The organism is Actinomadura meyerae (assembly GCF_900188445.1).
GTDB lineage: Bacteria > Actinomycetota > Actinomycetes > Streptosporangiales > Streptosporangiaceae > Spirillospora > Spirillospora meyerae.
This window is the reverse complement of record NZ_FZOR01000014.1, coordinates 150,227-174,277: the sequence shown is the minus strand read 5'-3', so window position 1 is coordinate 174,277 and position 24,051 is coordinate 150,227. Positions and strand designations below refer to the sequence as shown.

At 73.9% G+C, this 24,051-nt stretch carries 22 protein-coding genes; 7 read left to right on the top strand and 15 right to left on the bottom strand.

Annotated elements, in window-relative coordinates:
* Positions 1 to 91 precede the first annotated feature (91 nt).
* Positions 92 to 913, bottom strand: coding sequence for a uracil-DNA glycosylase (locus CHF16_RS16975; protein ID WP_089327011.1), 822 nt, complete (start codon positions 911 to 913; stop codon positions 92 to 94).
* Positions 914 to 1,025: 112 nt separating this feature from the next.
* On the opposite strand from CHF16_RS16975, the gene CHF16_RS39485 reads away from it, so the two are divergent.
* Positions 1,026 to 1,820 carry a DUF2510 domain-containing protein gene (locus tag CHF16_RS39485; RefSeq protein WP_179271558.1) on the top strand — a complete coding sequence of 265 codons (795 nt, stop codon included), beginning with the start codon at positions 1,026 to 1,028 and terminating at the stop codon, positions 1,818 to 1,820.
* Between the two features lie 20 nt (positions 1,821 to 1,840).
* Here the strand turns inward: CHF16_RS39485 and CHF16_RS16960 are convergent, their stop codons facing one another.
* From CHF16_RS16960 to eno, 4 genes are all read right to left on the bottom strand, one after another.
* A complete protein-coding gene (locus tag CHF16_RS16960; RefSeq protein WP_089327009.1) occupies positions 1,841 to 2,788 on the bottom strand; it encodes a Ppx/GppA phosphatase family protein in 948 nt (315 codons plus the stop codon).
* The gene (locus CHF16_RS16955; RefSeq protein ID WP_089327008.1) at positions 2,785 to 3,339 is read right to left on the bottom strand and encodes a DUF501 domain-containing protein; all 555 of its coding nucleotides are present in this window, start codon (positions 3,337 to 3,339) and stop codon (positions 2,785 to 2,787) included. The genes CHF16_RS16960 and CHF16_RS16955 overlap by 4 nt, the downstream gene beginning before the upstream one ends.
* A gap of 18 nt (positions 3,340 to 3,357) precedes the next feature.
* Entirely contained in the window at positions 3,358 to 3,834 is a 477-nt protein-coding gene (locus CHF16_RS16950) for an FtsB family cell division protein (protein ID WP_089327007.1), read from the bottom strand.
* Between the two features lie 76 nt (positions 3,835 to 3,910).
* Positions 3,911 to 5,194, bottom strand: coding sequence for a phosphopyruvate hydratase (gene eno, locus CHF16_RS16945; RefSeq protein WP_089327006.1), 1,284 nt, complete (start codon positions 5,192 to 5,194; stop codon positions 3,911 to 3,913).
* A gap of 201 nt (positions 5,195 to 5,395) precedes the next feature.
* Here eno and CHF16_RS16940 point away from each other — a divergent pair, with 201 nt between their 5' ends.
* From CHF16_RS16940 to CHF16_RS16925, 4 genes are all read left to right on the top strand, one after another.
* Positions 5,396 to 6,448, top strand: a complete 1,053-nt coding sequence (locus CHF16_RS16940; RefSeq protein ID WP_089327005.1) for an ABC transporter substrate-binding protein — start codon at positions 5,396 to 5,398, stop codon at positions 6,446 to 6,448.
* Positions 6,445 to 7,245: an ABC transporter ATP-binding protein gene (locus CHF16_RS16935; protein ID WP_089327004.1), complete on the top strand. Its 801-nt coding sequence runs from the start codon at positions 6,445 to 6,447 to the stop codon at positions 7,243 to 7,245. The genes CHF16_RS16940 and CHF16_RS16935 overlap by 4 nt, the downstream gene beginning before the upstream one ends.
* Positions 7,235 to 8,134 (top strand): ABC transporter permease, encoded by a 900-nt coding sequence (locus tag CHF16_RS16930; protein ID WP_089327003.1) that lies wholly within the window; start codon positions 7,235 to 7,237, stop codon positions 8,132 to 8,134. The genes CHF16_RS16935 and CHF16_RS16930 overlap by 11 nt, the downstream gene beginning before the upstream one ends.
* Positions 8,135 to 8,312: 178 nt before the next feature.
* Positions 8,313 to 9,650, top strand: coding sequence for a sensor histidine kinase (locus tag CHF16_RS16925; protein WP_089327002.1), 1,338 nt, complete (start codon positions 8,313 to 8,315; stop codon positions 9,648 to 9,650).
* 37 nt (positions 9,651 to 9,687) lie between these two features.
* Here the strand turns inward: CHF16_RS16925 and CHF16_RS16920 are convergent, their stop codons facing one another.
* The 10 genes from CHF16_RS16920 to CHF16_RS16875 form a co-directional block, all read right to left on the bottom strand.
* The gene (locus CHF16_RS16920) at positions 9,688 to 10,044 is read right to left on the bottom strand and encodes a tetratricopeptide repeat protein (RefSeq protein ID WP_089327001.1); all 357 of its coding nucleotides are present in this window, start codon (positions 10,042 to 10,044) and stop codon (positions 9,688 to 9,690) included.
* Between the two features lie 106 nt (positions 10,045 to 10,150).
* The gene (locus CHF16_RS16915) at positions 10,151 to 10,363 is read right to left on the bottom strand and encodes a hypothetical protein (protein ID WP_089327000.1); all 213 of its coding nucleotides are present in this window, start codon (positions 10,361 to 10,363) and stop codon (positions 10,151 to 10,153) included.
* A gap of 123 nt (positions 10,364 to 10,486) precedes the next feature.
* Positions 10,487 to 11,431, bottom strand: a complete 945-nt coding sequence (locus CHF16_RS16910; RefSeq protein WP_089326999.1) for an NADP-dependent oxidoreductase — start codon at positions 11,429 to 11,431, stop codon at positions 10,487 to 10,489.
* A gap of 135 nt (positions 11,432 to 11,566) precedes the next feature.
* Positions 11,567 to 14,035, bottom strand: a complete 2,469-nt coding sequence (locus tag CHF16_RS16905) for a penicillin-binding protein (RefSeq protein ID WP_179271557.1) — start codon at positions 14,033 to 14,035, stop codon at positions 11,567 to 11,569.
* 103 nt (positions 14,036 to 14,138) lie between these two features.
* The gene (mazG, locus tag CHF16_RS16900) at positions 14,139 to 15,131 is read right to left on the bottom strand and encodes a nucleoside triphosphate pyrophosphohydrolase (protein ID WP_089326998.1); all 993 of its coding nucleotides are present in this window, start codon (positions 15,129 to 15,131) and stop codon (positions 14,139 to 14,141) included.
* 5 nt (positions 15,132 to 15,136) lie between these two features.
* Positions 15,137 to 15,793 carry a SurA N-terminal domain-containing protein gene (locus tag CHF16_RS16895; RefSeq protein ID WP_143228011.1) on the bottom strand — a complete coding sequence of 219 codons (657 nt, stop codon included), beginning with the start codon at positions 15,791 to 15,793 and terminating at the stop codon, positions 15,137 to 15,139.
* Positions 15,794 to 15,839: 46 nt separating this feature from the next.
* On the bottom strand, positions 15,840 to 19,445 hold the full coding sequence (mfd, locus tag CHF16_RS16890; RefSeq protein WP_089327027.1) for a transcription-repair coupling factor: 3,606 nt from the start codon (positions 19,443 to 19,445) through the stop codon (positions 15,840 to 15,842).
* A gap of 201 nt (positions 19,446 to 19,646) precedes the next feature.
* Positions 19,647 to 20,063 (bottom strand): FAD synthase family protein, encoded by a 417-nt coding sequence (locus CHF16_RS16885; RefSeq protein ID WP_089326996.1) that lies wholly within the window; start codon positions 20,061 to 20,063, stop codon positions 19,647 to 19,649.
* The gene (locus CHF16_RS16880; RefSeq protein WP_089326995.1) at positions 20,060 to 20,827 is read right to left on the bottom strand and encodes a CDP-alcohol phosphatidyltransferase family protein; all 768 of its coding nucleotides are present in this window, start codon (positions 20,825 to 20,827) and stop codon (positions 20,060 to 20,062) included. The genes CHF16_RS16885 and CHF16_RS16880 overlap by 4 nt, the downstream gene beginning before the upstream one ends.
* Positions 20,824 to 21,255 carry an adenylyltransferase/cytidyltransferase family protein gene (locus CHF16_RS16875; RefSeq protein ID WP_179271556.1) on the bottom strand — a complete coding sequence of 144 codons (432 nt, stop codon included), beginning with the start codon at positions 21,253 to 21,255 and terminating at the stop codon, positions 20,824 to 20,826. The genes CHF16_RS16880 and CHF16_RS16875 overlap by 4 nt, the downstream gene beginning before the upstream one ends.
* Before the next feature lie 185 nt (positions 21,256 to 21,440).
* Here CHF16_RS16875 and CHF16_RS41420 point away from each other — a divergent pair, with 185 nt between their 5' ends.
* Both CHF16_RS41420 and cysC read left to right on the top strand, forming a co-directional pair.
* Positions 21,441 to 22,355, top strand: coding sequence for a class I SAM-dependent methyltransferase (locus tag CHF16_RS41420; RefSeq protein WP_245868645.1), 915 nt, complete (start codon positions 21,441 to 21,443; stop codon positions 22,353 to 22,355).
* A 135-nt stretch (positions 22,356 to 22,490) separates the two neighbouring features.
* The gene (gene cysC, locus CHF16_RS16865) at positions 22,491 to 23,972 is read left to right on the top strand and encodes an adenylyl-sulfate kinase (RefSeq protein ID WP_089326993.1); all 1,482 of its coding nucleotides are present in this window, start codon (positions 22,491 to 22,493) and stop codon (positions 23,970 to 23,972) included.
* Positions 23,973 to 24,051 lie beyond the last annotated feature (79 nt).

The following is a 24,051-nucleotide window of genomic DNA, read 5'->3' as shown; positions in this document are numbered from 1 at the left end:
CGAGCCTCAGGCATGCAGACAGCGTCGCACCACCCAAGGTGATCACGTACAGGAATCGCTCAATCGCTTACCGAGATCTAGGCATGTAGTACTAGCGGTAGTCGCGGGCGCGGGTGAGGACCGCGTCCAGCATGTCCTCGGTGACGCGGCCGGTGAAGGTGTTCTGCTGGCTCGGGTGGTAGCAGCCCAGCAGCAGCACCGGGTCGCGCCGCGTCACCCCGGGCGGCGGCGCGAGCTCCGCCTCGGCGCCGTGGCCGAACTTCGGCCGCGGCCGCGGCACCCCGTAGCCCGCCTGCTTGAGCGCCGGCCACACGCCCTGCCAGGCGAACCCGCCGAGGCACACGACGCAGCGGACGCTCGGCGCGACCATCTCGACCTCGCGGGCCAGCCACGGCAGGCAGGTGGTGCGCTCCAGCGGCGTCGGCTTGTTGTCGGGCGGGGCGCAGCGGACGGTCGCCGCCATCCGCGCGCCGATGAGCCGCTGCCCGTCGCCCGCGTGGACGCTCGTCGGCTGCGACGCGAGCCCCACCCGGTGCAGGGACGCGAACAGCCAGTCGCCCGACCGGTCTCCGGTGAAGATGCGTCCGGTGCGGTTGCCGCCGTGCGCCGCCGGGGCCAGCCCGACGATGAGGATGCGCGGCTCCGGGTCGCCCCAGCCGGCGACGGGCCGCCCCCAGTACTCCTCGGCGGCGAACGCGCGGCGCCGCTGGACGGCGACCTTCTCCCGCCACGCCACGAGCCGGTCGCAGGCGCGGCACACCGACTGGCGGGCGCACAGCTCGGCCAGATCGGGGGCCTTCGCGGCCAGCTCGACGACCTCGCCGGTGCCGTGCGCGACGGGGGTGTCCGGGGCGGCGGGGTCCTCCGGCCATCCGGATCCGGGCGGCACGAAGGGGGCGTTGGCGGTGGGCATACCATCGATCGTCCCACGCCGTGCCGGGTCGCCCGGCGGTGGCCGGGTTCCGCCGGTGGCGGGTGCGGAGGGGGCCCGGTCGGTACGATGCGTTCGCCGGTCGGGGAGGCGGGTGTCCGGCACTGCCATCGGGCGAAAGCGGGAGGCGGGAGTGTCGAAACCGGGCTGGTACCCCGACCCCTACGGCACCGGGAGCCTGCGCTGGTGGGACGGCCGGACCTGGACCGAGCGCCTCAATCCCGAGCCGGACCGCCCGCCCCGGCTGCGCCCGCCCGCCCGCGAGCAGGCCGCCGAGCCCGCCGCCGCGCCGCTCGTCCAGCGGCCGAGCTGGGAGTACGCCCCGTCCGACCGGGCACTGGACACGGCCGTGCGCGGCCTGCACCTGCACGCCGACGAGCAGGCCGTCGCCTACGGGAACGCGTCCCTCCCGTGGCCGCGGGTGGAGTGGGTGGCGTACTGGGCGGCCGAGCGCCCGGCCGGATCCGGCCGGCCGCCCTGCACGCAGTGGATCTTCCAGGCGGGCCGCTTCCCGTTCCACGGCGGCCCGCGCGTCGAGGTGGTGATCGAGCCGGACGCGCTGCCGGGCCGCGGCGGTGAGCCCGAGCAGGTCTGGGGCCGGCTGATCCAGCTGTGCCAGGAGCACTGCGAGCGGCGGCTGGTCGCCGAACTCGCCCAGCGGGTCCGCGCCGGGGAGTCGGTCGACGTGGCGCAGGGCCTCACCGTCCATCCGGGCGGGGTGCGCGGCAACCGGGTGTCGCTGAGCTGGTCGTCGATCTCCGGCGCGGTCGTCGACCGGGGCCGGGTCTGGATCCAGCAGGCCGCCGGCGGCTCCCCGATCCTCTACGTCCCGCAGCAGAACCCGAACGCGGTGCTCATCCCCGCGCTGCTGGCGCTGCTCAAGCGGTAGCGCGCGTCAAACCCCGCGCGTCAGACCAGCGACCAGGCGATGCCGTCCAGGATGTCGTGCTCGCTGACGACGACGGCGCCGAACCCGTACTCCCGCATGATCCGGTCGAGGATCAGCGCGCCCGCGCCGATGACGTCGACGCGGCCCGGGTGCATGACGCCGAACCGGGCCCGCTCGGCGCGGGTGGCGTGCAGCAGCCGCCGTGTCACCTCGTGCACCTGGGTGGCGGTGATGCGCGACAGGTGGATCCGGGACGCGTCGTACTCGGGCAGGTCGAGCGCGATCCCGGCGACCGTGGTGACGGACCCGGCGAGGCCGACGAGCGTGCGCGCCTCGTCGACCGGGACCCGCTCCCGGACGGTGGCGAGCGCGGCGTCGATGTCGGCGGCGGCGTTGGAGATCTGCTCGGGCGAGGGCGGGTCGTCCCGCAGGTGCCGCTCGGTCATCCGGACGCAGCCGATGTCGATCGAGCGGGACGCGTCGGCCGCGGAGCTGCCGAGCACGAACTCGGTGGACCCGCCGCCGATGTCGACGACCAGGTAGGGGCGGGCGGGACGCAGCTCGGCCAGCTCGCGGGTGGCGCCGAGGAAGGACAGCTCGGCCTCCTCGTCCCCGGTGACGACCTCGGGGACGACGCCGAAGATGTCGACGACGCCGCTGACGAAGTCGGCCCGGTTCGCCGCGTCGCGGGTGGCGCTGGTCGCCACCACCCGGGTCTTGATCGGGCCGTGCCCGGCGCGGCCACCGTGCCGCTCGATCAGCTCGGCGTAGCCGCGCATCGCGGTGAACGTGCGCTCCAGCGCGGCGGGCGAGAGCCGGCCGGTCTCGTCGACGCCCTCGCCGAGCCGGACGATCTCCATCCGGCGCTCGACGTCGGTGAGCCGCCCGCCGTCCTCGCCCGGCGTGATGTCGGCGATGAGCAGCCGGACGGAGTTCGTCCCGCAGTCGACGGCCGCGACCCGCGTCACGCGTCCTCCCCCGGCTCGGCCCGTTCCACATCCACATCGACATCCGCATCGACATCCGCATCGACGCAGGACCCGGAGCGCCACCAGTCGGGCAGCGCGTCGAGGGCCTCCCGGCCGAACGGGTTCGCCCCCGGCACCGCCAGCTCGTGCGCGACCAGGGCGTGCAGGCACTTGACGCGCTCGGGCATGCCGCCCGCGCTCTGCATGCCGGCGGGCAGCGGCTCGACGCCCTCCTCGCGGGTGGCCTCGTCCCTGCGGCGGAGGTAGTCCTCGTGGGCGGCGGCGTAGGCGTCCTTGAGGTCCGGGTCGTCCGCGAGCCTGGCCTGCATGTCCCGCATGATGCCGCTGCCCTCCAGGGTCCCGATGGCCGAGGCGGCCTTCGGGCAGGTCAGGTAGAACAGCGTGGGAAAGGGCGTCCCGTCGGGGAGCCGCGGCGCGGTCTCGATCACCGCGGGCCTCCCGCACGGGCAGCGGGCCGCGACCGCGCGCACACCGCGCGGCTCCCGCCCGAGCTGGGCCGCGACGGCGGCCGTGTCACCTGCATCGATCATCTGTCCCCACCCGCGAAATCAGCGCGGCCGGTCGGCGGCCTCCACCGATCGCCACAGCGTCTCGTACCAGGGCGGCTTGCGCGCCGGCCCGCCCCGCTGCGTCTGCCGGCCCTCCGCACCGCTGCCGTCCAGCACGATGTAGCACTTTACGTCAGGACGACAGTAATGGAGCCTCCGTGTGGCCTCACGCTCAATGTACGACTTATCACCCAGTTGTTGCTTGCGCAGGGCGAGCTCCTCGACCTGCCGCCGGGCCACCGCCTCCTGGTGCCGCAGGTCGGCGATCTCCTTGCGCTGGGCGATGTACTCCCGGACGGGGTAGGCGAGGCTCAGCGCGATCGCGCACACCACGACCGCGAGGATGGCGGCGCGGCTGGTGAGCGCCGGGTTGCCGCGGCGCGCCCCGGCGCCCCGGTCGCCGGCGGCGCCGTCCCCGGCCGCGCGGTCGCCGTCCCGTCCGGCCCGCGGGCCGGTCCGCTCGTCATCGTCGGCCATCGTGTCCCCTGCCTCCGGCTCGGCCGCCCGGGTCCCGGCGGGACGCGGCCGCGCCCGCCGGGACCCGGGCCGCGGCTCAACCCCGCGCGTCGAAGCGCGGGAACGCGGCGGCGCCGGCGTAGCGCGCGGCGTCGTCCAGCAGCTCCTCGATGCGCAGCAGCTGGTTGTACTTGGCGACGCGGTCGCTGCGGGCCGGGGCGCCGGTCTTGATCTGGCCGCAGTTGGTCGCCACGGCGAGGTCGGCGATCGTGGTGTCCTCGGTCTCGCCGGACCGGTGGCTCATCATGCACTTGTACCCGCTGGTCTGCGCGAGCGAGACGGCGTCGAGGGTCTCGCTGAGCGTGCCGATCTGGTTGACCTTCACCAGCAGGGCGTTGGCGGCGCCGGACTTGATGCCCCGGCCGAGCCGCTCGGGGTTGGTGACGAACAGGTCGTCGCCGACGAGCTGGACGCGGTCGCCGACGGCCGCGGTGAGGCCCTCCCAGCCGGCCCAGTCCTCCTCGTCGAGCGGGTCCTCGATGGAGACCAGCGGGTAGCCGCTCAGCAGCTCGCCGTAGTAGGCCGCCATGTCGTCGGCGGAGCGCTTCGTGCCCTCGAACGCGTACTGGCCGTCGGCGTGGAACTCGCTGGCGGCGACGTCGAGGGCGAGCGCGATGTCGCGCCCGGGGGTGAAGCCGGCCTTGCGGATCGCCTCCAGGATGAGGTCGAGCGCGTCCCGGTTGCTCGGCAGGTCGGGGGCGAAGCCGCCCTCGTCGCCGAGCCCGGTGTTCAGGCCCTTGGACTTCAGCACCGACTTCAGCGCGTGGTAGGTCTCGGCGCCCCAGCGCAGCGCCTCGGCGAAGGTGGCCGCGCCGATCGGCGCGATCATGAACTCCTGGATGTCGACGTTGGTGTCGGCGTGCGCGCCGCCGTTCAGGATGTTCATCATCGGCACGGGCAGCAGGTGCGCGTTCGGCCCGCCGACGTAGCGGAACAGCGGCAGTCCGGCGGAGTCGGCGGCGGCCTTGGCGACGGCGAGGCTCACGCCGAGGATCGCGTTGGCGCCGAGCGCGGACTTGGCGGGAGTGCCGTCGAGGTCGACCAGGAGCTGGTCGATCAGCCGCTGGTCGGACGCCGGGTAGCCGACGAGCTTCTCGTCGATGGTCTCATTGACGGCCTTGACCGCGTTGCGGACGCCCTTGCCGCCGTAGCGCTCCCCTCCGTCGCGCAGCTCCACGGCCTCGAACCGGCCGGTCGACGCGCCGCTCGGCACGGCGGCGTGCGCCTCGGTCCCATCGGCGAGCAGGACCTCGACCTCGACGGTCGGATTGCCGCGGGAGTCAAGGATCTCCCGGGCGAGAACGGCCTCGATCGACGACACGGGGAACCCCCTGAGGAAAAGCGGATGATCTGGTGCGGTCACCGAGCCTATCCGTGCCGCCCCCGCACCGACCAACGGGCTCGCCGTTCACATAGGGGACGCCCGTGACGAAACCGTTCCTGAGCCGGGACTTGACGCGGGACTTGCCCAAACTATCTACTAATCTGGTCTATCCGACTTGATTGATAGGGAAACAAGGCAATGCTTCGAGGACTCACCGGGCGCATCACCGCGGCGGCACTGGCCGCCCTGGTCACGGCGGGCGCGCTCGGCGCCTGCGGCGACGGCGGGGGGACCGGCGACGGCGGCGGGTCCGGGGCGCCGCTCAGGCTCGGGTACTTCCCGAACATCACGCACGCCACCGCCCTCGTGGGCGTCGAGAAGGGCATCTTCGCCAAGCACCTGGGCACCGCGCCGAAGACGGCGACGTTCAACGCCGGCCCCTCCGCCGTGGAGGCGCTGTTCTCCGGCGCGATCGACGCGACGTTCGTGGGGCCGAACCCGTCCATCAACGCCTGGGCGAAGTCGCACGGCAAGGCGGTCCACATCATCTCCGGGGCGGCGTCGGGCGGCGTGTCCCTCGTCGTCAAGCCCGGCATCAAGGGCGTCCAGGACCTGCGCGGCAAGCGCATCGCGACCCCGCAGCTCGGCAACACCCAGGACGTCGCGATCCGCTACTGGCTCAAGCAGAACGGCCTCACCGCGAACAAGGACGGCAGCGGCGACGTGAAGGTCGTCCCGCAGGAGAACTCGCAGACGCTCCAGACGTTCGCGCAGGGCGACATCGACGGCGCCTGGGTCCCCGAGCCCTACGCGTCGCGGCTGATCCTGGAGAGCAAGGGCAAGCGGCTGCTGGACGAGAAGACGCTGTGGCCGGGCGGCAAGTTCGTCATCACCAACCTGCTCGTCAGCCAGGAGTACGCGAAGAAGAACCCGGAGCAGGTCAAGAAGCTGCTGGAGGGCGTCGTCGAGGCGACCGACTACATCAACCAGAACCAGGCGGACGCGCAGAAGGTCACCAACGACGCGCTGACGAAGCTGAGCGGCAAGCCGCTCAAGGAGGACGTGCTGGCCGCCGCGTTCAAGGAGATCGACTTCACCGTCGACCCGGTCGCGTCCTCGCTGACGGCCGGCGCGCGGCACGCCGAGGAGATCGGCCTGCTGGAGAAGACCGACCTGACCGGCATCTACGACCTCAAGCCGCTCAACGAGGTGCTCAAGGCGAATGGGAAGCCGCAGGTGGACGACCGATGAGCACGACCGCGGCGGTCCGGCTCGACGGCGTCTCCAAGGCGTTCGGCGGCGGCCGGTCGGCGCTGCTCGCGCTCGACCGGGTCTCCCTGGACGTCGCGCCGGGCGAGTTCACCTGCCTGCTCGGCGCGTCCGGCTGCGGGAAGAGCACGCTGCTGAACCTCGTCGCGGACCTGGAGCGGCCGAGCGCCGGGACGATCGACACCGCGGGCGCCCGCGTCGCGCTCATGTTCCAGGAGCCCGCGCTGTTCCCGTGGCTGACCGTGACGGGCAACCTGGAGCTCGCCCTCAAGATGCGCGGCGTGCCGCGCAAGGAGCGGCGCGACCGGGCGGCGGAGCTGCTCGACTCGGTGCACCTCGGCGGCTTCGCGAAGAAGCGCCCGCACCAGCTGTCCGGCGGCATGCGCCAGCGCGTCGCGCTCGCCCGCGCGCTGTCGCTCACCGAGGGCGCGGGCGGCGGGAGCGCGGACGGCGAGGACGCGGACGGCCGGCGGACCGTCCTGCTGATGGACGAGCCGTTCGGCGCGCTCGACGCCATGACCCGCGACCTCCTGCACGACGAGGTCGAGCGGATCTGGCGGGAGCGGAACCTGACCGTGCTGTTCGTCACGCACAACGTGCGGGAGGCGGTGCGGCTCGGCGACCGGGTCGTGCTGCTCAGCAGCCGCCCCGGCCGGGTGGTGGAGGAGTTCCCCGTCCCGATGGGGCGGCCCCGCCGGATCGACTCGCCGGAGGTCGCCGCGCTGGCGGCCACCATCACCGACCGGCTGCGCGAGGAGGTCGTCCGGCATGGCGCATGAGGTGCTGAAGAAGGGCGCGCCCGCGGGCGGCGGCCCGGCGGAGGGGCTCCGCGAGCGGGAGCTGGCCGGGCTGGACGCCCTGGAGCTCGGCGGCGGGACGAGGGTCCGGCTCGCCCGGCGGGCCTGGTCGGCGCTGTGGCCCATGGCCGCGGCCGTGCTGATCGCGCTCGCCGTCTGGCAGGCGGTGGTGTGGAGCGGCTGGAAGGACCCGTGGGTCCTGCCCGGCCCCCGCGACACGCTCCCGGTGTTCTGGGACCAGGTCACGAGCGGGCGGTTCTGGGAGGCGGTCGCGCTGACCATGCGGCGCGCCCTGGTCGGGTTCGCGCTGGCCGTCGGCGCCGGGGTGCTGACCGGCGTGCTGGTGGCGCGGTTCCGGGTGCTGCGGCGCGCCTTCGGCTCGCTGATCACCGGCCTGCAGACGATGCCGTCGATCGCGTGGTTCCCGCTCGCCATCCTGCTGTTCCGGCTGAGCGAGAGCGCGATCCTGTTCGTGGTGATCCTGGGCGCGGCGCCCTCGATCGCCAACGGGCTGATCGCGGGCGTCGACTACACCCCGCCGATCCTGCTGCGCGCGGGACGCGTGATGGGGCTGCGCGGCCTCCTGCTGTACCGGCACCTGATCATGCCCGCGTCGCTGCCGGCGTTCGTGGCCGGGCTGAAGCAGGGCTGGGCGTTCGCCTGGCGCAGCCTGATGGCGGGCGAGCTGCTGGTCATCATCGGCGACACGACGTCCCTCGGCGTGCTGCTGTCGCAGGCGCGGGAGCTGAACAACACCGCCGACATGATCTCCTACATGCTGGTGATCCTGATCATCGGGATCGTGATCGACCAGCTGTTCGGGGTCGCGGACGGCGCGGTCCGGCGGCGCTGGGGCGTCGACGCGGCATGACCGGGTTTTACCCGTCCGCCGCGATGGCGTTTGCCGCTTTCCGGCAAGACCTCCCGGGTACCAGGAGAAACGTACCCGGGAGGTCGCCATACGCTTCCGGCTTCCCCGGCCGTCCGCGGGACTGAGCCGCTGGATCTGGCGCGCCGTCCTGCGCCGCCCGGAGATCCGGGTCCGGGTGATGCTCGTGGCCGTCCTCATCGCGCTGGTGCTGTCCGGCGTGCTGTGCGGGGTGATGCTGTACCTGATCAGGCAGCAGGTGCGGGTCGAAACGATGCGCGACCTCGCCCGGGACGGCCGCCGGGTGGCGACCGCGATCAAGAACGGCACGCTGACCCCCGAGATCCGGGCGCCCGGCGGCGAGCTGCTGGAGGTCACCGACCGCCAGGGCCGGGTGATCGCGGCGTCGCCGCGGATGCGCGGCCGCGAGCCGCCGCGCCTGCCCCCGCTGCCGCTGGACGTCGACCGCCGCGACACCCGCAGGTGCGGTGTCGACGCGCCCGGCGGGCCCTGCTTCCTCATCGTCGAGTTCCAGGTCGGCATCGGGCCGTCGGCGAAGCTCGTCTACTCGCTGGCGCCCGAGCCCGGGCTCGCGCCGGAACCGCTGCAGGCGGCGCTCGCCGCCCTCAGCGTCCCGCTCATCACCGGCCTGGTCGGTTACGCGACCTGGCTGTCGGCCAACCGGACGCTGCGGCCCGTCAACGCGATCCGCCGGGAGCTGGACGAGATCACCGCCACCGATCTGGAGCGCCGGGTGCCGGTGCCGCCGCGCCGCGACGAGGTCGGGCTGCTCGCCGAGAGCATCAACGCGACCCTCGACCGGCTGGAGCAGGCGGTCGCCCGGCAGCGCGGCTTCGTCTCCGACGTGTCGCACGAGCTGCGCAGCCCCCTCGCCGCGCTGCGAATGGAAGTGGAACTGGCGCTGTCGGCGCCGGAGGAGGCCGACGTGCAGGAGACGCTCCAGGCCGTCCTGGAGAACACCGAGCGGCTGTCGGCGGTGGTGGACGACCTGCTGGCGCTGGCGCGGCTGGAGGCCGACCGCAACTTCCCGCGCGAGGTGGTCGACCTCCCCGAGCTGGCGGACGAGGAGGTCCTGCGCCGACCCAGGCGCACCCAGGTGACCGTCCTGTCCGAGGGTGCCGTGCGGGTGGAGGGCGGCCGCAGCGAGCTGGCGCGGCTGCTGACGAACCTGCTGGACAACGCCGACCGGCACGCGGCGTCGGAGGTGACGATGATCCTGCGCACCGAGCCGCCCGCGACCGCCGTCGTCGAGGTGATCGACGACGGCCCGGGCGTCCCGCCGCAGGACCGCGAGCGCGTGTTCGAGCGGTTCACCCGGCTGGCCGAGGGCCGGCACCGCGACGCAGGCGGCACCGGCCTCGGCCTGGCGATCTCGCGGGACATCGCGACCGCGCACCAGGGGTCGCTGGTCCTCACCGACCGGCTGGACGGCCGCAGCGGCGCCCGGTTCGTCCTCCGCCTCCCCGCCGCGCCCTCCACGCCCGACGACGAGCGGTGACGCGCCGGCGGGCGGGGGTACCGGGCGAGCGGCGGTGTCAGGCCAGATCGGCGGCCGTGACGGACACCTCGACGCCGGGCGCGGGCTCCACGCCCATCGCGCGCGCGAGCTTGCGGAACTTGCCCGCCTCCGCCGCGCGCCCGCGCCGCTCCAGGGTGCGGGCCAGGGCCTCGTGCGCCCAGCCGTTGCAGGGGTCGAGGTCCACGAGGCGGCGGAAGACCGCCTCGGCGCGGCCGAGCTGCGCGCTGTGGAAGTAGGCGCGGCCGAGCAGCTCGACGGCGGCGCGGTTGCCGGGGTCGCCCTCGACGACCGGGGCGAGCAGGCGCGCGGCGCCGGCGTAGTCCTTGGCGTCGAAGAACAGCGTGGCGCGCTCGAACTCCTCGTAGGCGGTCATCCCGGCCTCCCCTCGGTTGCGTGATACAACCCCGCCAACCGGGGGCACCCGGCGTTTGTTCCCGGCGGTCCGGGCGGCCGGCCCGGCGGCGCGTGCCCCATGGGGCTCACTCGAGGCCGAGCGAGTCGCGGAGGCGCTCGCGCTCGGCCTCCAGCAGCTCGATCTGGCCCTCCAGCTCCTCCCGCTGGCTCAGGTACTGCCCGGCGTCGACGAAGTCGCCCGGGTCGTCGGGCGGCCCCGGCAGGTCGGCGCGGAGCCGCTCGAGCGACTCCTCGACCTGGCGGAGCCGGGTGCGCAGCTCCTCCTCGGACTGGTTCATCTGGTCCTCCCGTCGTCGGGCCGCCCGCGCGGGCGGCCCCTGCATGCAGCTCTGCATGCCCGCCTCCCGCCGGTCTGCACGCCGTCCCGCCGTGAGACGCCGATCACGGCCCGCGGCACGGGGTCAGACGCGCAGCACGGTCTTGCCGCGGGCGCCGCCGGCCCGGCTGGCGGCCAGCGCGTCGGCCGCCTCGTCGAGGGGCGCCTCCCGCTCGACGCGCACCCGCAGCTTGCCCGCGTCGATGAGGTCGGACAGCCGGTCCAGCAGCTCCGCGGACGGCTCGACCTGGAAGTTGACGCCGCGCAGCTCCCGCGCCTCCATCGCGTCCGGGTTCACCGCCCAGACCGTGCTGACGTAGGTGCCGCCGGGACGCAGCAGCTGGGCCAGATGGTCGGCCGCGGCCGTGTCGCTCGCCATGTCGAGGATCGCGTCGACGCCGTCGGAGTGGACGGCCAGCACCTGCCCGTTGAGGTCGCCCTTGGAGTGGTCGACGGTCTCGTCCGCGCCGAGGCGTCGCATCGTGCCCGCCATGTCGTCGCGGGCGGTCGCGATCACCTTGGCGCCCGCGAGGGCGGCGAGCTGCACCGCGCTCTGCCCGGTGCCGCCGGTCGCGCCGACGACCAGCACGGTCTGCCCGGAGTCGATGCGCGCCTCGTCGACCATGGCGAGCGCGCTCATGCTCGCGATCGGCACCGCCGCGGCCTGCGTGTAGATCATGCCCTCGGGCATCCTCGCGACCGGCCCGTCGTCGCGGGCGATCGCGTACTCGGCGTAGCTGCCGAGGCCGCGCTCGGGCATGCCGAAGACCCCGTAGACCTGCTCCCCGTGCCGCAGCCGGGTCACGCCGTCGCCGGCCTCCTCCACCACGCCCGCCCCGTCCTGGCCGAGGATCAGCGGGAAGGAGGCGTCGATCGAGTCCTTGAGCAGCCCGTCGGCGATCTTCCAGTCCATCGGATTGACCCCGGCCGCGATCATCTTCACCAGGATCTCCCCCGGCCCCGGTTCGGGCCGCGGCAGGTTCATCGGCGCCGGTGTGGCGCCGTACTCGGACACGGCGATGGCTCGCATGACGATCGTCCCCCCGATCGGATCGCAGGGGGCCCTGGCGCCCCCGCAGGTGCCCTACCCGATCATCGAGACGATCACACGGATCCGCAGGTCAGACGGGTCACACGCGGGCCGCCCCCGCCCCGGGGCGACCGATCAGGGCGACGGCGGACGGGCCGGGTCGCCGGGCGGCAGCGGCGGGATCGTCACCGGCGGGCGCGGGCCGTCCGGGCCGTCCGGCCCCTCCGGGTCGCCCGGCTCCTCGGACCGGTCCGGGCCGCGGCTGGCGCGCACCGTGATGGTCGTGCCGGGCTCGGCCGGGCCGGGCGCGGGCGACATCTCGGCGACCGTCCCCTTCGGGTACCGGTCGGACGCGACCTGCGCGCCCACGTTGGTCGTGAAGCCCGCGGCGCGGAGCTTGGCGACCGCGTCGTTCAGCTTCATCCCGCGCACGTCGGGCACCTTCACCCGGTCCTCGCCGGACCCCTTGCTGAAGTACAGCGACGGCGGCCGGTGGAACGACGACGGCGCGGTCCCGCGCAGCGCACCGCTCATGCTCTGCTGCCAGATCGGCGCGGGGATCGTCGCGCCGAACACGGAGCCGTAGCACCGCCCGTCCATGCAGAGGCTGTCCATCGGGTGCCGGTAGCCGCCGCGCGGGTCGCCGACCCACACGGCCGCCGCGAGGTCCGGGGTGTACCCGGCGAACCAGGCGGCGGAGAAGTTGTCGACGGTGCCGGTCTTGCCCGCGGCGGGCCGGCCGATGCCCATGCCCCGCGCGGTGCCCTTGGTGAGGACGCCCTGCAGCACGTAGTTGACGGCGTCGGCGACGCCGTCGTCGAGCACCTGCTCGCAGTCGCGCGGCGGCACCTTCAGCTTGCGCCCCGCGGCGTCCTTCACGGACTTGATCGCGATCGGCTTGCAGTACTCGCCGCGCGCGCCGAACGCGGCGTAGGCGGCGGCGAGCCGCAGCGGGGAGACGGGGTTGAAGCCGAGCGTGAAGGCCGGGTACTGCTCCAGCGGCTTGCCGTTCGCCTGCTTCATCCCGAGCCGCTCGGCCATCCGGACGGTGTCGCACAGCCCGACCTCCTTCTCCAGCGCGAGGAAGAAGGTGTTGACCGAGTGGTGCGTGCCGGTGACGAGGCTGAACTGCTTGCCTCCCTCGCCGTCGGCGGCGTTGCGCAGCGACGCGTTCGGGTCGCCGACCCGGTCGCCGTCGCAGTTGCGGAAGCCGACCGGGGTGTAGGCGCGCGGCGCCATCAGCCGGGTGCCGAACGGCATGCCCTCGTCCAGCGCGGCGGCGAGCGTGAACGCCTTGAACGTCGACCCGGCCTGCATGCCGATGCTGGAGCCGTGGCTGGCGTCTGCGGCGAAGTTGATCCAGGTCTTGCCGCGCTCCTTGTCGGGCCCGAGGGCGCGGTCGACGACCATCGCCTTGATCTCGCCGGTGCCCGGCTGGACCATCGCCTCGGCGGCGGCCTTGTGCGCCGAGTTCTTCGGTGGGACGTGCCGGTCCACCGCCCGCTGTGCCGCCTTCTGCGCCCGCGGGTCCATGGTCGTGCGGATCGTCAGGCCCCCGCGCTTGAGCAGCTTCTCCCGGTCCTTGGCGGTCTTGCCGAAGACCGGATTGGTGAGGATCTCGCGCTGCACGTAGTCGCAGAAGAACGGCGCCCTGCTGGACACGCAGCCGCTGCGGATGTTGTCGATCTTCAGCCCGAGGGGCCTGCGCTTCGCCTCGGCCGCCTTCGCCGCGTCGATCCAGCCGAGCGCGGCCATCCGGTCCAGGACGGTGTCGCGGCGCTGCCGGGCCTCGCCGGGATGGCGGGTCGGGTCGTAGGCGTACGGGTAGCGGATGATCCCGGCGAGCAGCGCCGCCTCGGGCAGGTCCAGCTCGGACGCGTGCTTGGAGAAGTAGTGCCGGGAGGCGGCCTCGATGCCGTACGCGCCGTCGCCGTAGTAGGCGATGTTGAGGTAGCGGCGCAGGATCTCGTCCTTGCTGAACTTCTCCTCCACCGCGACCGCGTACCGCAGCTCGCGGACCTTGCGGGCGGTGGTGACCTCCTTGGCGGCCTCCCGCTCCTCGTCGCTGTCGGCCTGGGTGAGCAGCAGGTTCTTCACGTACTGCTGGGTGATGCCGGAGCCGCCCTGGGTGACCTGCCCGCTGCTGAGGTTGCTGGCGAGCGCCCGCAGCGTGCCGTGCAGGTCGATGGCGCCGTGCTCGTAGAAGCGGCTGTCCTCGATGGCGAGCACCGCGCGCCGCGCGACCGGCGCGATCTTGTTGAGCGGGACGTCCACCCGGTTCTGGTAGAAGAACGTCGCGATCTTCGAGCCGTCGGCGGCGAGGATCGTGGACCGCTGCGGGACGCCGGACGTCGTCAGGTTCACCGGGTCGCTGTCGAACCAGCGGGCCGTGTCGCGGGCGCCGACGCCCGCCGTGCACGCGGTGGGCAGCAGCATCAGCGCGACGATGAACCCGGCGAGGCCGCCGAGGGCGCCGAGGCCGCGCAGCGCGCGGAGCTTCTCGGCGCGGGTCGTGGACGCGGTCAGGATCCGGCGGCGCGGCGGGGCCGGGGCACCGCTTCCCGCATCGCGATTCCCCGCATCACCATCCGCCCCGGTCGGCACGCGCCTAGAGTAAACGTGCCTTCGCGGACGGACCACCCCATTGGCGATGTTCCGCCCTAATCCCGGCGATCCACGCTCCGGCGATCCGGGCTCTTCCCGTGGATCAGGCGCGCTGCCGCCGTCGTTCCCACGCTTGGACACGATCGCGGAATACCCGGGAAACGGCGCGCAACTCCGCCTCGGGGTCGGCTCCCCGCTCCACCGCCTCCCGGACGAGGGCGAAAAGCCGCGAACCGAGATCATTCTCGGTGGCCGCGCCGTCCCCCTCCCCGGCGAGCCCGTCGGCGAGCCCCTCCGGGGCCTCCATCCGCGCCGCGCGGCGCTGGAGCTGCGCCGCCAGCGACAGCGCGGGCTGGCCCATCGGCACCCCGTCCAGGGCGGACGCCTCCGCGCCGCTCTTCGCCGCCCGCTCGGCCGCCTTGATCTGCTCCCAGTTGGCGTTGACCTCGTCGGCGCCGGAGACGGTCACGTCCCCGAACACGTGCGGGTGGCGGCGGACCAGCTTCTCCACGATCGCGGCGGCGACGTCGTCGATGGTGAACGCGGTCTCGTCGTCGCGCTCGGCGGCCACCACCGAATGGAACGCCACCTGCATCAGCACGTCCCCGAGCTCCTCGCGGAGCGCGCCGTAGTCGCCCGACTCGATCGTGTCGAGGACCTCGTACGCCTCCTCCAGCAGGTACGGGACCAGCGTGGTGTGCGTCTGCTTGCGGTCCCACGGGCATTCGCGGCGCAGCGTGTCCATGACCGAGACCAGGTCGAGCAGCCGCGCGCCCGGCAGGTCGTAGGAGCCGTGCAGCACCTCGACGTCCAGCGGGTCGTTGACGACGAGCGTCCCGACCTCGCGCATCAGGTCCTCGTCGCCCTCGGGGGCGGCGACCCACACCACGTCGGCGGCCCGCGCGTCCGCGACCAGCCGCGCCGCGTCGGGCTCCCCGACGGTCCGCGCCGCGATCCCGGCGTCGCGCAGGGACGGCAGCAGCGGATGCCCGTCGCGCAGCCGGACGGCGCCCGCCGAGCGGAGCGCGTCCCACGCCCGCCAGGTCAGCAGCCCCGGCGCGACCCGGTGCGTGGTCGCGAGCAGTGTCAGCGCCATGCGCCTCAGATACCCGAGTCGGGGCTGGACAGCCGGTAGCCGACCGGGGCGATCTCGAACTTGCCCGGGTCGTAGCTGCCGTAGCGGGGGTTGACCTCGATGTCCATGCGGTTCGCGGTCTGCTGGAACAGCTCGTTCCACCGCCGGCCGGCCTGCTGCGTCGCCGGGCTGAGCTGGTTGCCCATGTCCGCGCCGAACCGCTGCATGACCGCCGCCTGCGTCGCCACGAGGCGCGCGAGGTCGCGGGTGTGCTCGCGGGGCAGCCCGCTCGCCAGCGTGATCGAGGCCGCGCCGCCGCGCCCGTCCAGCGCCCGCACCGCGGTGTCGACCTGCCCGCCCGTGACCCGCACCCCGGCCCGGTCGGCGACCTCGCGCGCGACCCGGAAGTTGATCAGCAGGGTGAGCGCGCCCTGCAGGTCGGACTCGGACTCGCCGGCGAGCTGCGGCGCCGGGTTGGCGGGGTTGGCGCGCAGCTCGTTGGCCGCCGGGTCGGCGCGGAACTGGGCGCGCCAGTCGCGGACGGTCTGGCTGAGCTCGGTGACGGTGATGCGGTCGTCGCCGACGAGGGCGGCGGTGCCGACCTTCGGGGAGCCGCCGCAGCCGGCCAGCGCGCCGGCCGCCAGCGCGACCGCCACCGCCGCCTTCACGGACTTACCAGGCACGATTCCTCGTCTCATTGTGGATCTCGCGGGTCGGGGCGGGCCCAGGCTACCGCTTGGCGGCGGCGGACGCCGGTTCGAGGAACAGCGCCTCCACCAGGTCGGTCGCCCACTTCAGCAGCTCCTGGTCGCGCAGCGGCCGGCCGCCGAGCGGCGCGGTCTTCGGCATCGGCACCAGCAGGGTGTCGGTCGCGGGCTTCAGGATGCTCTTCGGGTACAGCCGCTGGAGCCTGACCTGCCGGGAGTCCGGCAGGTCCACCGGCGTGAACTTCACGAAGTTGCCCTGGAGCGTGACGTCGGTCAGCCCGGCCCGGCGCGCCTTCGCCCGGAACCGCGCCACCTCCAGCAGGTTCAGCACCGGGACGGGCAGCGGGCCGAACCGGTCCTTCAGCTCGTCGTGCACGGCGCCGATCTCCTCGTCGGAGGTGATCGCGGCGATGCGGCGGTAGGCGTCCAGCCGGAGCCGCTCCCCCGGCACGTACTCGTGCGGCAGGTGCGCGTCGACGGGCAGCTCGACCTTCGTCTCGGCGGGCTCGGCCGCGGCGGCGCCGCCCTCCTTCAGGTCCCGGACGGCCTCCCCGACCATCCGGACGTACAGGTCGAACCCGACTCCGGCGACGTGCCCGGACTGCTCCGCGCCGAGGATGTTGCCCGCGCCGCGGATCTCCAGGTCCTTCATCGCGACGTACATGCCGGCGCCGACCTCGGTGTGCTGCGCCAGCGTCGCGAGCCGCTCGTGCGCGGTCTCCGTCAGCGGCTGCTCCGGCTGGTACAGGAAGTAGGCGTAGGCGCGCTCGCGGCCGCGGCCCACGCGCCCGCGCAGCTGGTGCAGCTGCGACAGCCCGTACATGTCGGCGCGGTCGACGATGAGGGTGTTGGCGTTCGGCACGTCCAGCCCGGACTCGACGATCGTGGTCGCGACGAGGACGTCGTAGTTCTTCTCCCAGAAGTCGACCATGACCTTCTCGAGCTCGTTCTCGTTCATCTGCCCGTGCGCGACCGCGATCCGCGCCTCCGGGACGAGCCGCGCCAGGTTCGCCGCGACCTTGTTGATCGAGCGGACCCGGTTGTGCACGAAGAAGACCTGGCCCTCGCGCAGCAGCTCGCGGCGGATCGCGGCGGCGATCTGCTTCTCCTCGTACGGGCCGACGAACGTCAGCACCGGGTGCCGCTCCTCCGGCGGGGTGAGGATCGTCGACATCTCGCGGATGCCGGTCAGCCCCATCTCCAGCGTGCGCGGGATCGGCGTCGCGGACATGGCGAGCACGTCCACCTGCGTCCGGAGCCGCTTCAGCTCCTCCTTGTGCTCGACGCCGAACCGCTGCTCCTCGTCGATGATGACCAGGCCGAGGTTCTTGAACCGGGTCTGCGACGACAGGATGCGGTGCGTGCCGACGACGACGTCCACGGTGCCCTCGGACAGGCCGCGCAGCGTCTCCTCGATCTCCTTGTCGGTCTGGAACCGGCTGATCGGCTTCACCACGACGGGGAACGCCGCGAACCGCTCGCTGAACGTCGACATGTGCTGCTGCACCAGCAGCGTCGTCGGCACGAGCACCGCGACCTGGCGGCCGTCCTGCACCGCCTTGAACGCCGCCCGCACCGCGATCTCGGTCTTGCCGTAGCCGACGTCGCCGCAGATCAGCCGGTCCATCGGGACGGGCTTCTCCATGTCGCCCTTGACCTCGTCGATGGCGGCGAGCTGGTCGGGCGTCTCGTTGTAGGGGAAGGCGTCCTCCAGCTCCCGCTGCCAGGGCGTGTCCGGCGCGAACGCGTGGCCGGGGCTCGCCATCCGCGCCGAGTACAGCCGGATCAGCTCGCCGGCGATCTGCTTGACCGCCTTGCGCGCGCGGGACTTGGCCTTCTGCCAGTCGGAGCCGCCGAGCCGGTGCAGGCTGGGCGCCTCGCCGCCGACGTAGCGGGTCAGCTCCTCCAGCTGGTCGGTCGGGACGAACAGCCGGTCGCCCTTGGCGTACTCCAGGATCAGGTACTCGCGGGTGGCGCCCTGCACCGTCCGGCTGACCATCTCCACGTACCGGCCGACGCCGTGCTGCTCGTGCACGACGTAGTCGCCCGGCCGGAGCTGGAGCGGGTCGATGCCGCCGCGCCGCCGCGACGGCATGCGCCGCGCGTCCTTCGTGGACGACTTCTGCCCGGACAGGTCGGTCTCGGTGAGCACCGCGAGCTTGACCGACTCCCAGACGAAGCCGTTCTCCAACAGCCCGGTCGCCACGGTCACCACGGACGGCTCGGGCGGCTCCGCGAGGTCGGCGCGCCGCGCCCCGATGCCCTCCTCCCCGACGAGCTGGACGAGCCGCTCGGCGGGCCCGTGCCCGGCGGTGACCATCACGACGCGCCAGCCGCCGTCGATCCAGCCCTTCAGGTCGCCGACGACGCGGGAGGTGTCGCCCCGGTACGCCTCGGCGGGCACCACGCCCAGGCTCAGCACGCCGTCGCCGCCGTCCGGCGAGGACGGCCCGCCCGCCTCGCCCGCCGCGAGCGGGTTGAGCGCGGTCACGCTCCAGCGCGGCAGGCCCAGCTCGGTGCTGTGCTCGCGGACCTCCTCCAGCGAGCGGAACGCGGCGGCGCCGAGGTCGATCGGCGCCTCTCCCCCGGCGGCGGCGTTCACCCAGCTCGCCTCCAGGAACTCCTGGCTCGTCCGGACCAGCTCCACCGCCCGCGTCCGGATCCGCTCCGGCTCGCACACCAGCAGCGCCGACCCCTCCGGCAGCAGGTCGGTGAGCAGCTCCATCCGGTCGGCGAGGACGGGCGAGAACGCCTCCATGCCCTCGACGGTGTCGCCGTCGGCGATCCGGCCGAGGATCTCCTCCAGCGCCGGGTGCTGCTCGGCGAGCCGCTTCGCCCGCTCGCGCACCTGCTCGGTCAGCGGCAGCTCGCGGCACGGCGGCGCCCACAGCCCGCCCTGCGCGACCTCCAGCGACCGCTGGTCGGCGGCCTTGAAGTAGCGGATCTCCTCGACGGTGTCGCCCCAGAACTCCACCCGCAGCGGGTGCTCCTCGGTCGGCGGGAACACGTCCAGGATCCCGCCGCGCACCGCGATCTCGCCGCGCTTCTCCACCAGGTCGACGCGGTGGTACCCGGCGTCCACCAGGGCGCGGACGGCCTCGTCCATGTCGGCGTCCGCGCCGGAGACCAGCCGCACCGGCTCCAGGTCGGCGAGGCCGGCCACGATCGGCTGGAGCACGGCGCGGACCGGCGTCACGACGACGTCCAGCGCACCGCCCTTCGGCGCCCCGTCCGGCGCGTCCTCCCCGGCGGGCGGGCCGCCCGCGTCCGGGTGGACGAGGCGGCGCAGCACCGCGAGCCGCTGCCCGACGGTGTCCGAGCGCGGCGACAGCTTCTCGTGCGGCAGCGTCTCCCATGCGGGGAAGTGCGCGACCCGCGCCGGGTCGATCAGGCTCGACAGCGCGGCGGCCAGGTCCTCGGCCTCGCGGCCCGTCGCGGTCACCGCGAGCACCGTGCCGCCGCCTCCGCCGTCGCCGTCGCGGTCGCGCAGCGCACGGCTCAGCGCGGCGGCGAGGACGGGCCAGAGCGCGCCCGGAGCCACGACCTCCTGGTCGGCGCGCACCCGCCGCAGGGCCTCCCGCAGCCCGGAGTCGGTACACGCAAGGTCAACAAGTCCAGAAAGCGTCATCTTCGCCCGCACATTCGCCGAAATAACCCCGAGGCAGGGCAGCCCGAAAACCCGGAAATCCCCTCGGACCCCGGTACCGCTACCAGGGTACGCGCCCGCCGGGCCGCCGCGTGACGCGCCGGGCGGCCCGCTCACATGCGGGGGCTCGCGTGCGGGGGCTCACGTGCCCCCGGTCGCCTGCCCGCGCTCGCGTGCCCGCGGTCACGTCCCGGCGATCATCCGCCGGAGCGCCGTGCTGGAGGTGTGCACCGTGTAGGGGAAGTACACGACCCGCACGCCGACCGCGCCGAGGTCGGCCTCCAGCCGGTCGCCCTTCTCGGTGCCCTTCCAGTCGTCGCCCTTGAACAGCACGTCGAAGCCGAGCTCGCGCCACATGACGACCTTGTCGCTGGACACGTCGGTGACGACCTCGTCCACGCACGCCATGCTGCCGACGATCGCCAGCCGCTCGGCCAGCGGGACGATCGGGGGCCGGCCCTTGACCCGCTCCAGCACCTCGTCGGTGACGACGCCCGCGATCAGCCGGTCGCACTCGCGCCGCGCCCGCCGCAGGATGTTCAGGTGCCCGATGTGGAACATGTCGTAGGCGCCCGGCACGTAGCCGACGACACCGCTCACCGGAGCACCGCCTCGCGGTCGCGGGCCGGCGCGTCCAGCGCCCCGACCTCGCGGAACCACTTCACCGCGGCGGCCGCCAGGAACAGCAGGTTGCCGAGGAAGATCAGCCCGTACAGCGGGCGAAACACCGAGGGGGCGCCGAGCAGCAGGAACGCCACGCAGAGCAGCCCGTAGTCGGTCGGCACGACCAGCAGCGAGCGGACCATGGACGGCGCGGCGGCGGGCGGCGCCTGCTCGCCGGTCCGGGCGCGGTGGGCGCGGGCCAGCAGGTCCTTGAGGATCATGCCGAAGAACATCACCGCGGCGACGACCGTGAAGCCGACCGGGATCAGCAGGAACGCGGGCTCGTCGAGGTCGCCGAACCGGTACCAGGAGATCAGCACGGCCAGGTGCAGCGCGGAGATCTTGGCGCTGTCGACCATGTGGTCGAGGTACTCGCCGGACATCGAGCCGCCGCCGCGCAGCCGGGCCAGCTGCCCGTCCGCCGCGTCGAAGGCGTACCCGACCACCAGCGCCAGGCAGACCGCGACGCCCAGCCACGGCGCCGGGTCGACCAGCGCGATCAGCGCGATGCCGGTGAAGGTGAACGCGGCGCTGATCGCCGTGACCATGTTCGGGGTCAGGCCGAGCACGTAGGAGGCGGCCGCCAGCACCCGCCCCAGCTTGCGGTTGACGAAGCGCGAGTACGCCGGGGCGCCCTTGGCGGTCTTCTGCGCCATGGCGAGCCGGGACAGCGCGTCCCGGAATCCGGGCCGGCCGCTCATGCGACCGACGCCTTCGGGTTCGCGCCCGGCAGCGCCCCGCGGAGCACGGCGCTGCGCGTCTCGGCCAGCCCGGTGAGCGCCACCACGGCGACGCCCGTCCCGGCCAGCTCGCGCTCGACGTCGGCGGCGGCCGGGGCGTCCGGACCGCCGGTGAAGACCCGCTGGAAGCCGACGGCCTCGTGGGCCTCGCGCAGGCCCGTCCCCGCCAGGGGGACGACGCCGGACACGTACCGCACGTTCGAGACGATCTCCATCCGCTCGATCGCCGGGACGATCGGCCGGGCGCCGAACAGCTCCTCGGCCGCCTCGTCCGCGAGCACGCCGACCACCAGGCGGTCGCACCGCCCGGCGGCGCGGCTCAGCAGGTCGAGATGCCCCACATGGAAGAGGTCGAAAACCCCCGGCGAGAAGCCGACCACGTGGTGCATGAAATCCCCCTGATAGCGCGCGATGACCGACATGCGGGTGGGTCACGCGTACGTTAGCAGCTATCAAACGGCCAGATGGGGCGGTCGAGGGCACCGGCGCGCGGCCCCGTCCGCCGCGACACGGCGTAGACCAAGAATGCGCAAATAGCGGACGGAGCGCATCCGGGCGATTACGCTGCGGAACTGTGACCGATCTGCGTACGCCGCCGCTCAGCGACGGCGATCTCTTCTCAGAACGCGCCCGTCAGTACGCCCAAGAGAAGCCCCTGCAGCGGATCCACGTCCTGGAGGCGGGCTGCGGCTGGGGCACGGGCCTGGACCTCGGCGACCACGAGCGCCACGTCACGGGCGTCGACATGGAGTCCCCGGAGCTGCGCGCCTACACCTGCGAGCGGCCCGACCTCGACACCTGGTACCTCGGCGACCTGCGCACCGCGCCGATGCCGCCGCGCGCCTTCGACATCGTGCACGCCTCGTACCTGATCGAGCGCGTGCCGCACGCCGAGCTGGTGCTCGACCGCTTCGTCGCCGCGCTGAAGCCCGGCGGGCTGCTGCTGGTCCACCTGCGCGACCGCAACACCGCGTTCGCCTTCCTGGACCGCACGCTCCCCCGGTGGCTGCGCACCGGCGGCCGGAGCCGCCCGCGGCCGGTCCGGGCGCCGCGCGCCGGCCGGGCCGGCGGCCGCGGCGGGCGGGGCCCGCGCGGCGCGCACGCCCGCGTCCCGAGCCCCGGCGACGAGCGGGTGGCCGGGCCCGAGGCGGGCGCCGGCGCGCGGGCGCGGACCCTCGCCGACCCGGCTCCGGAGGCGCGGCCCGCCGCGCGGCCGGTCCCGGTCGTGCGGACGAGCCCGCCGCCCGCGGTGTACGGCAAGGTCGCCTCCCGTGCGGGCATGCGCTGGTACTGCGTGATGCGCGGCCTGGTGATCTCCGAGGAGTACACCTCCCGGCAGGCCATCGACGCGCTCGGCGCCGGGACGGGCGTCGCCGAGCTGCTGTGCCGGCTGGTGTCCGCGCTCACCCGGGGCCGCCTCACCGCCGACCACAGCGAGATCACCCTGGTCATCCGCAAGCCGGAGAACCGGTTCGCGCGGGTGATCTGAGCGGGCCGCCGGGCGGGGCCGCCGGGCGGGGCGGGTGTGCGCGGGGCCGGGTCGGCGCAGTATTTTTCCTGCGGAAACTCCCACTGACACGGACGAGCCCGGCTCCCCCGCCGCCGGGCGGGATCGGAGATCGCGGTGACCGCCGAAGCCGGCCTTCCCGACACGCTGCGCGACCTGCCCGCCTGTACCCCCGACCCGGTGGAGCTGGCCGATCTGGAGCTGCTCCTCGCCGGGGTGTACCGCCCGCTGAGCGGCTTCCTCGGCTCCTACGACACCGCGATGGTGATCGCGGGCGGCCGGCTGTCGGACGGCACCCCGTGGCCGGTCCCGGTCACGCTGACCGTCCCGAAGGAGCTGACCGGGCACGAGCGGGTCGTCCTGCAGGACCCGGAGGGCGTGCCGCTCGCCGTGCTCACCGTCGCCGAGGCCTGGCAGGACCCGACCACCCAGGCGTGGCGGCTCGCCGGCCCGCTGGAGGGCCTGCGCGCCCCCGCGCACGGCCCGTTCCACTCGCTGCGCCGCCGTCCCGACGAGCTCGACCCCGTCGAGGGCCCGCAGCTCGCCGTGGCGACGCGCGAGCCCCTGCACCGCAAGCAGCTCGGCCAGCTCCGCCAGGTCGCCGAGCGGCTCGGCGCGCGGGTGCTCGTGCTGCCGCTGCTCGGCGGCGAGCACGACGAGTCCCTCGTCCGGGCGCTGCTGGGCGTCCGCAAGGAGCTGCCGGACGGGGCCCGCGTCATCCCGGTGCCGCTGCCGCCGCGCGGTACCGGCCCCGAGCACGAGGAGCGCGACGTCCGGCTGCGCGCGCACGTCGCCGCCGCCTACGGGGCCACCCACCTGCTCGCCGGCGCCGAGCTGGAGGGCACCGCGATCCCGCTGGTCGTCCCCGAGCCGTGGGCCTACGACGCCGACGTGGAGGTCTGGCGGCCGGTCGCGCGCATCGAGCCCGACCACGTCCAGGCCGAGCTGACGCGGGAGCGGCTGAACGAGCTGCTGGACGCGGGCGAGCCCGTCCCCGACTGGTTCACCCCGCCGGCCGTCGCCGCCGAGCTGGCGCTGGCCCGCCCGCCGAAGCGCTCGCGCGGGATCACGGTGTTCTTCACCGGGCTGTCGGGCTCCGGCAAGTCGACGATCGCGCGCGGCCTGGCGGACGCGCTGATCGAGCGCGGCGGCCGCACCGTCACCCTGCTGGACGGCGACGTCGTGCGGCGGATGCTGTCGGCCGGCCTGACGTTCTCCCGCGCCGACCGCGACCTCAACATCCGCCGGATCGGGTTCGTCGCGGCGGAGATCACCCGGCACGGCGGGACGGCGATCTGCGCGCCGATCGCCCCCTACGCGGCGACCCGCGCCGAGGTCCGCCGGATGGTGTCCGCCGTGGGCGACTTCATCCTGGTGCACGTCGCCACGCCGCTGGAGGAGTGCGAGCGCCGCGACCGCAAGGGCCTGTACGCCAAGGCCCGCGCGGGGCAGATCCCGGAGTTCACCGGCATCTCCGACCCCTACGAGGAGCCGGACGACGCCGACCTGACCCTGGACACCTCGCGGATGGCCCCGGAGGAGGCGGTCGGCAGGGTCCTCGACCTGCTGGTGGACGGGGGCTGGGTCCGCCCCGCATAGCGGGTTTTGCCTCTTCCGTCCCGTCCGTCTCGTTTGTCCATCGATAGCCGGGTTACCACGCCCGAGTGGCGTCCTCTAC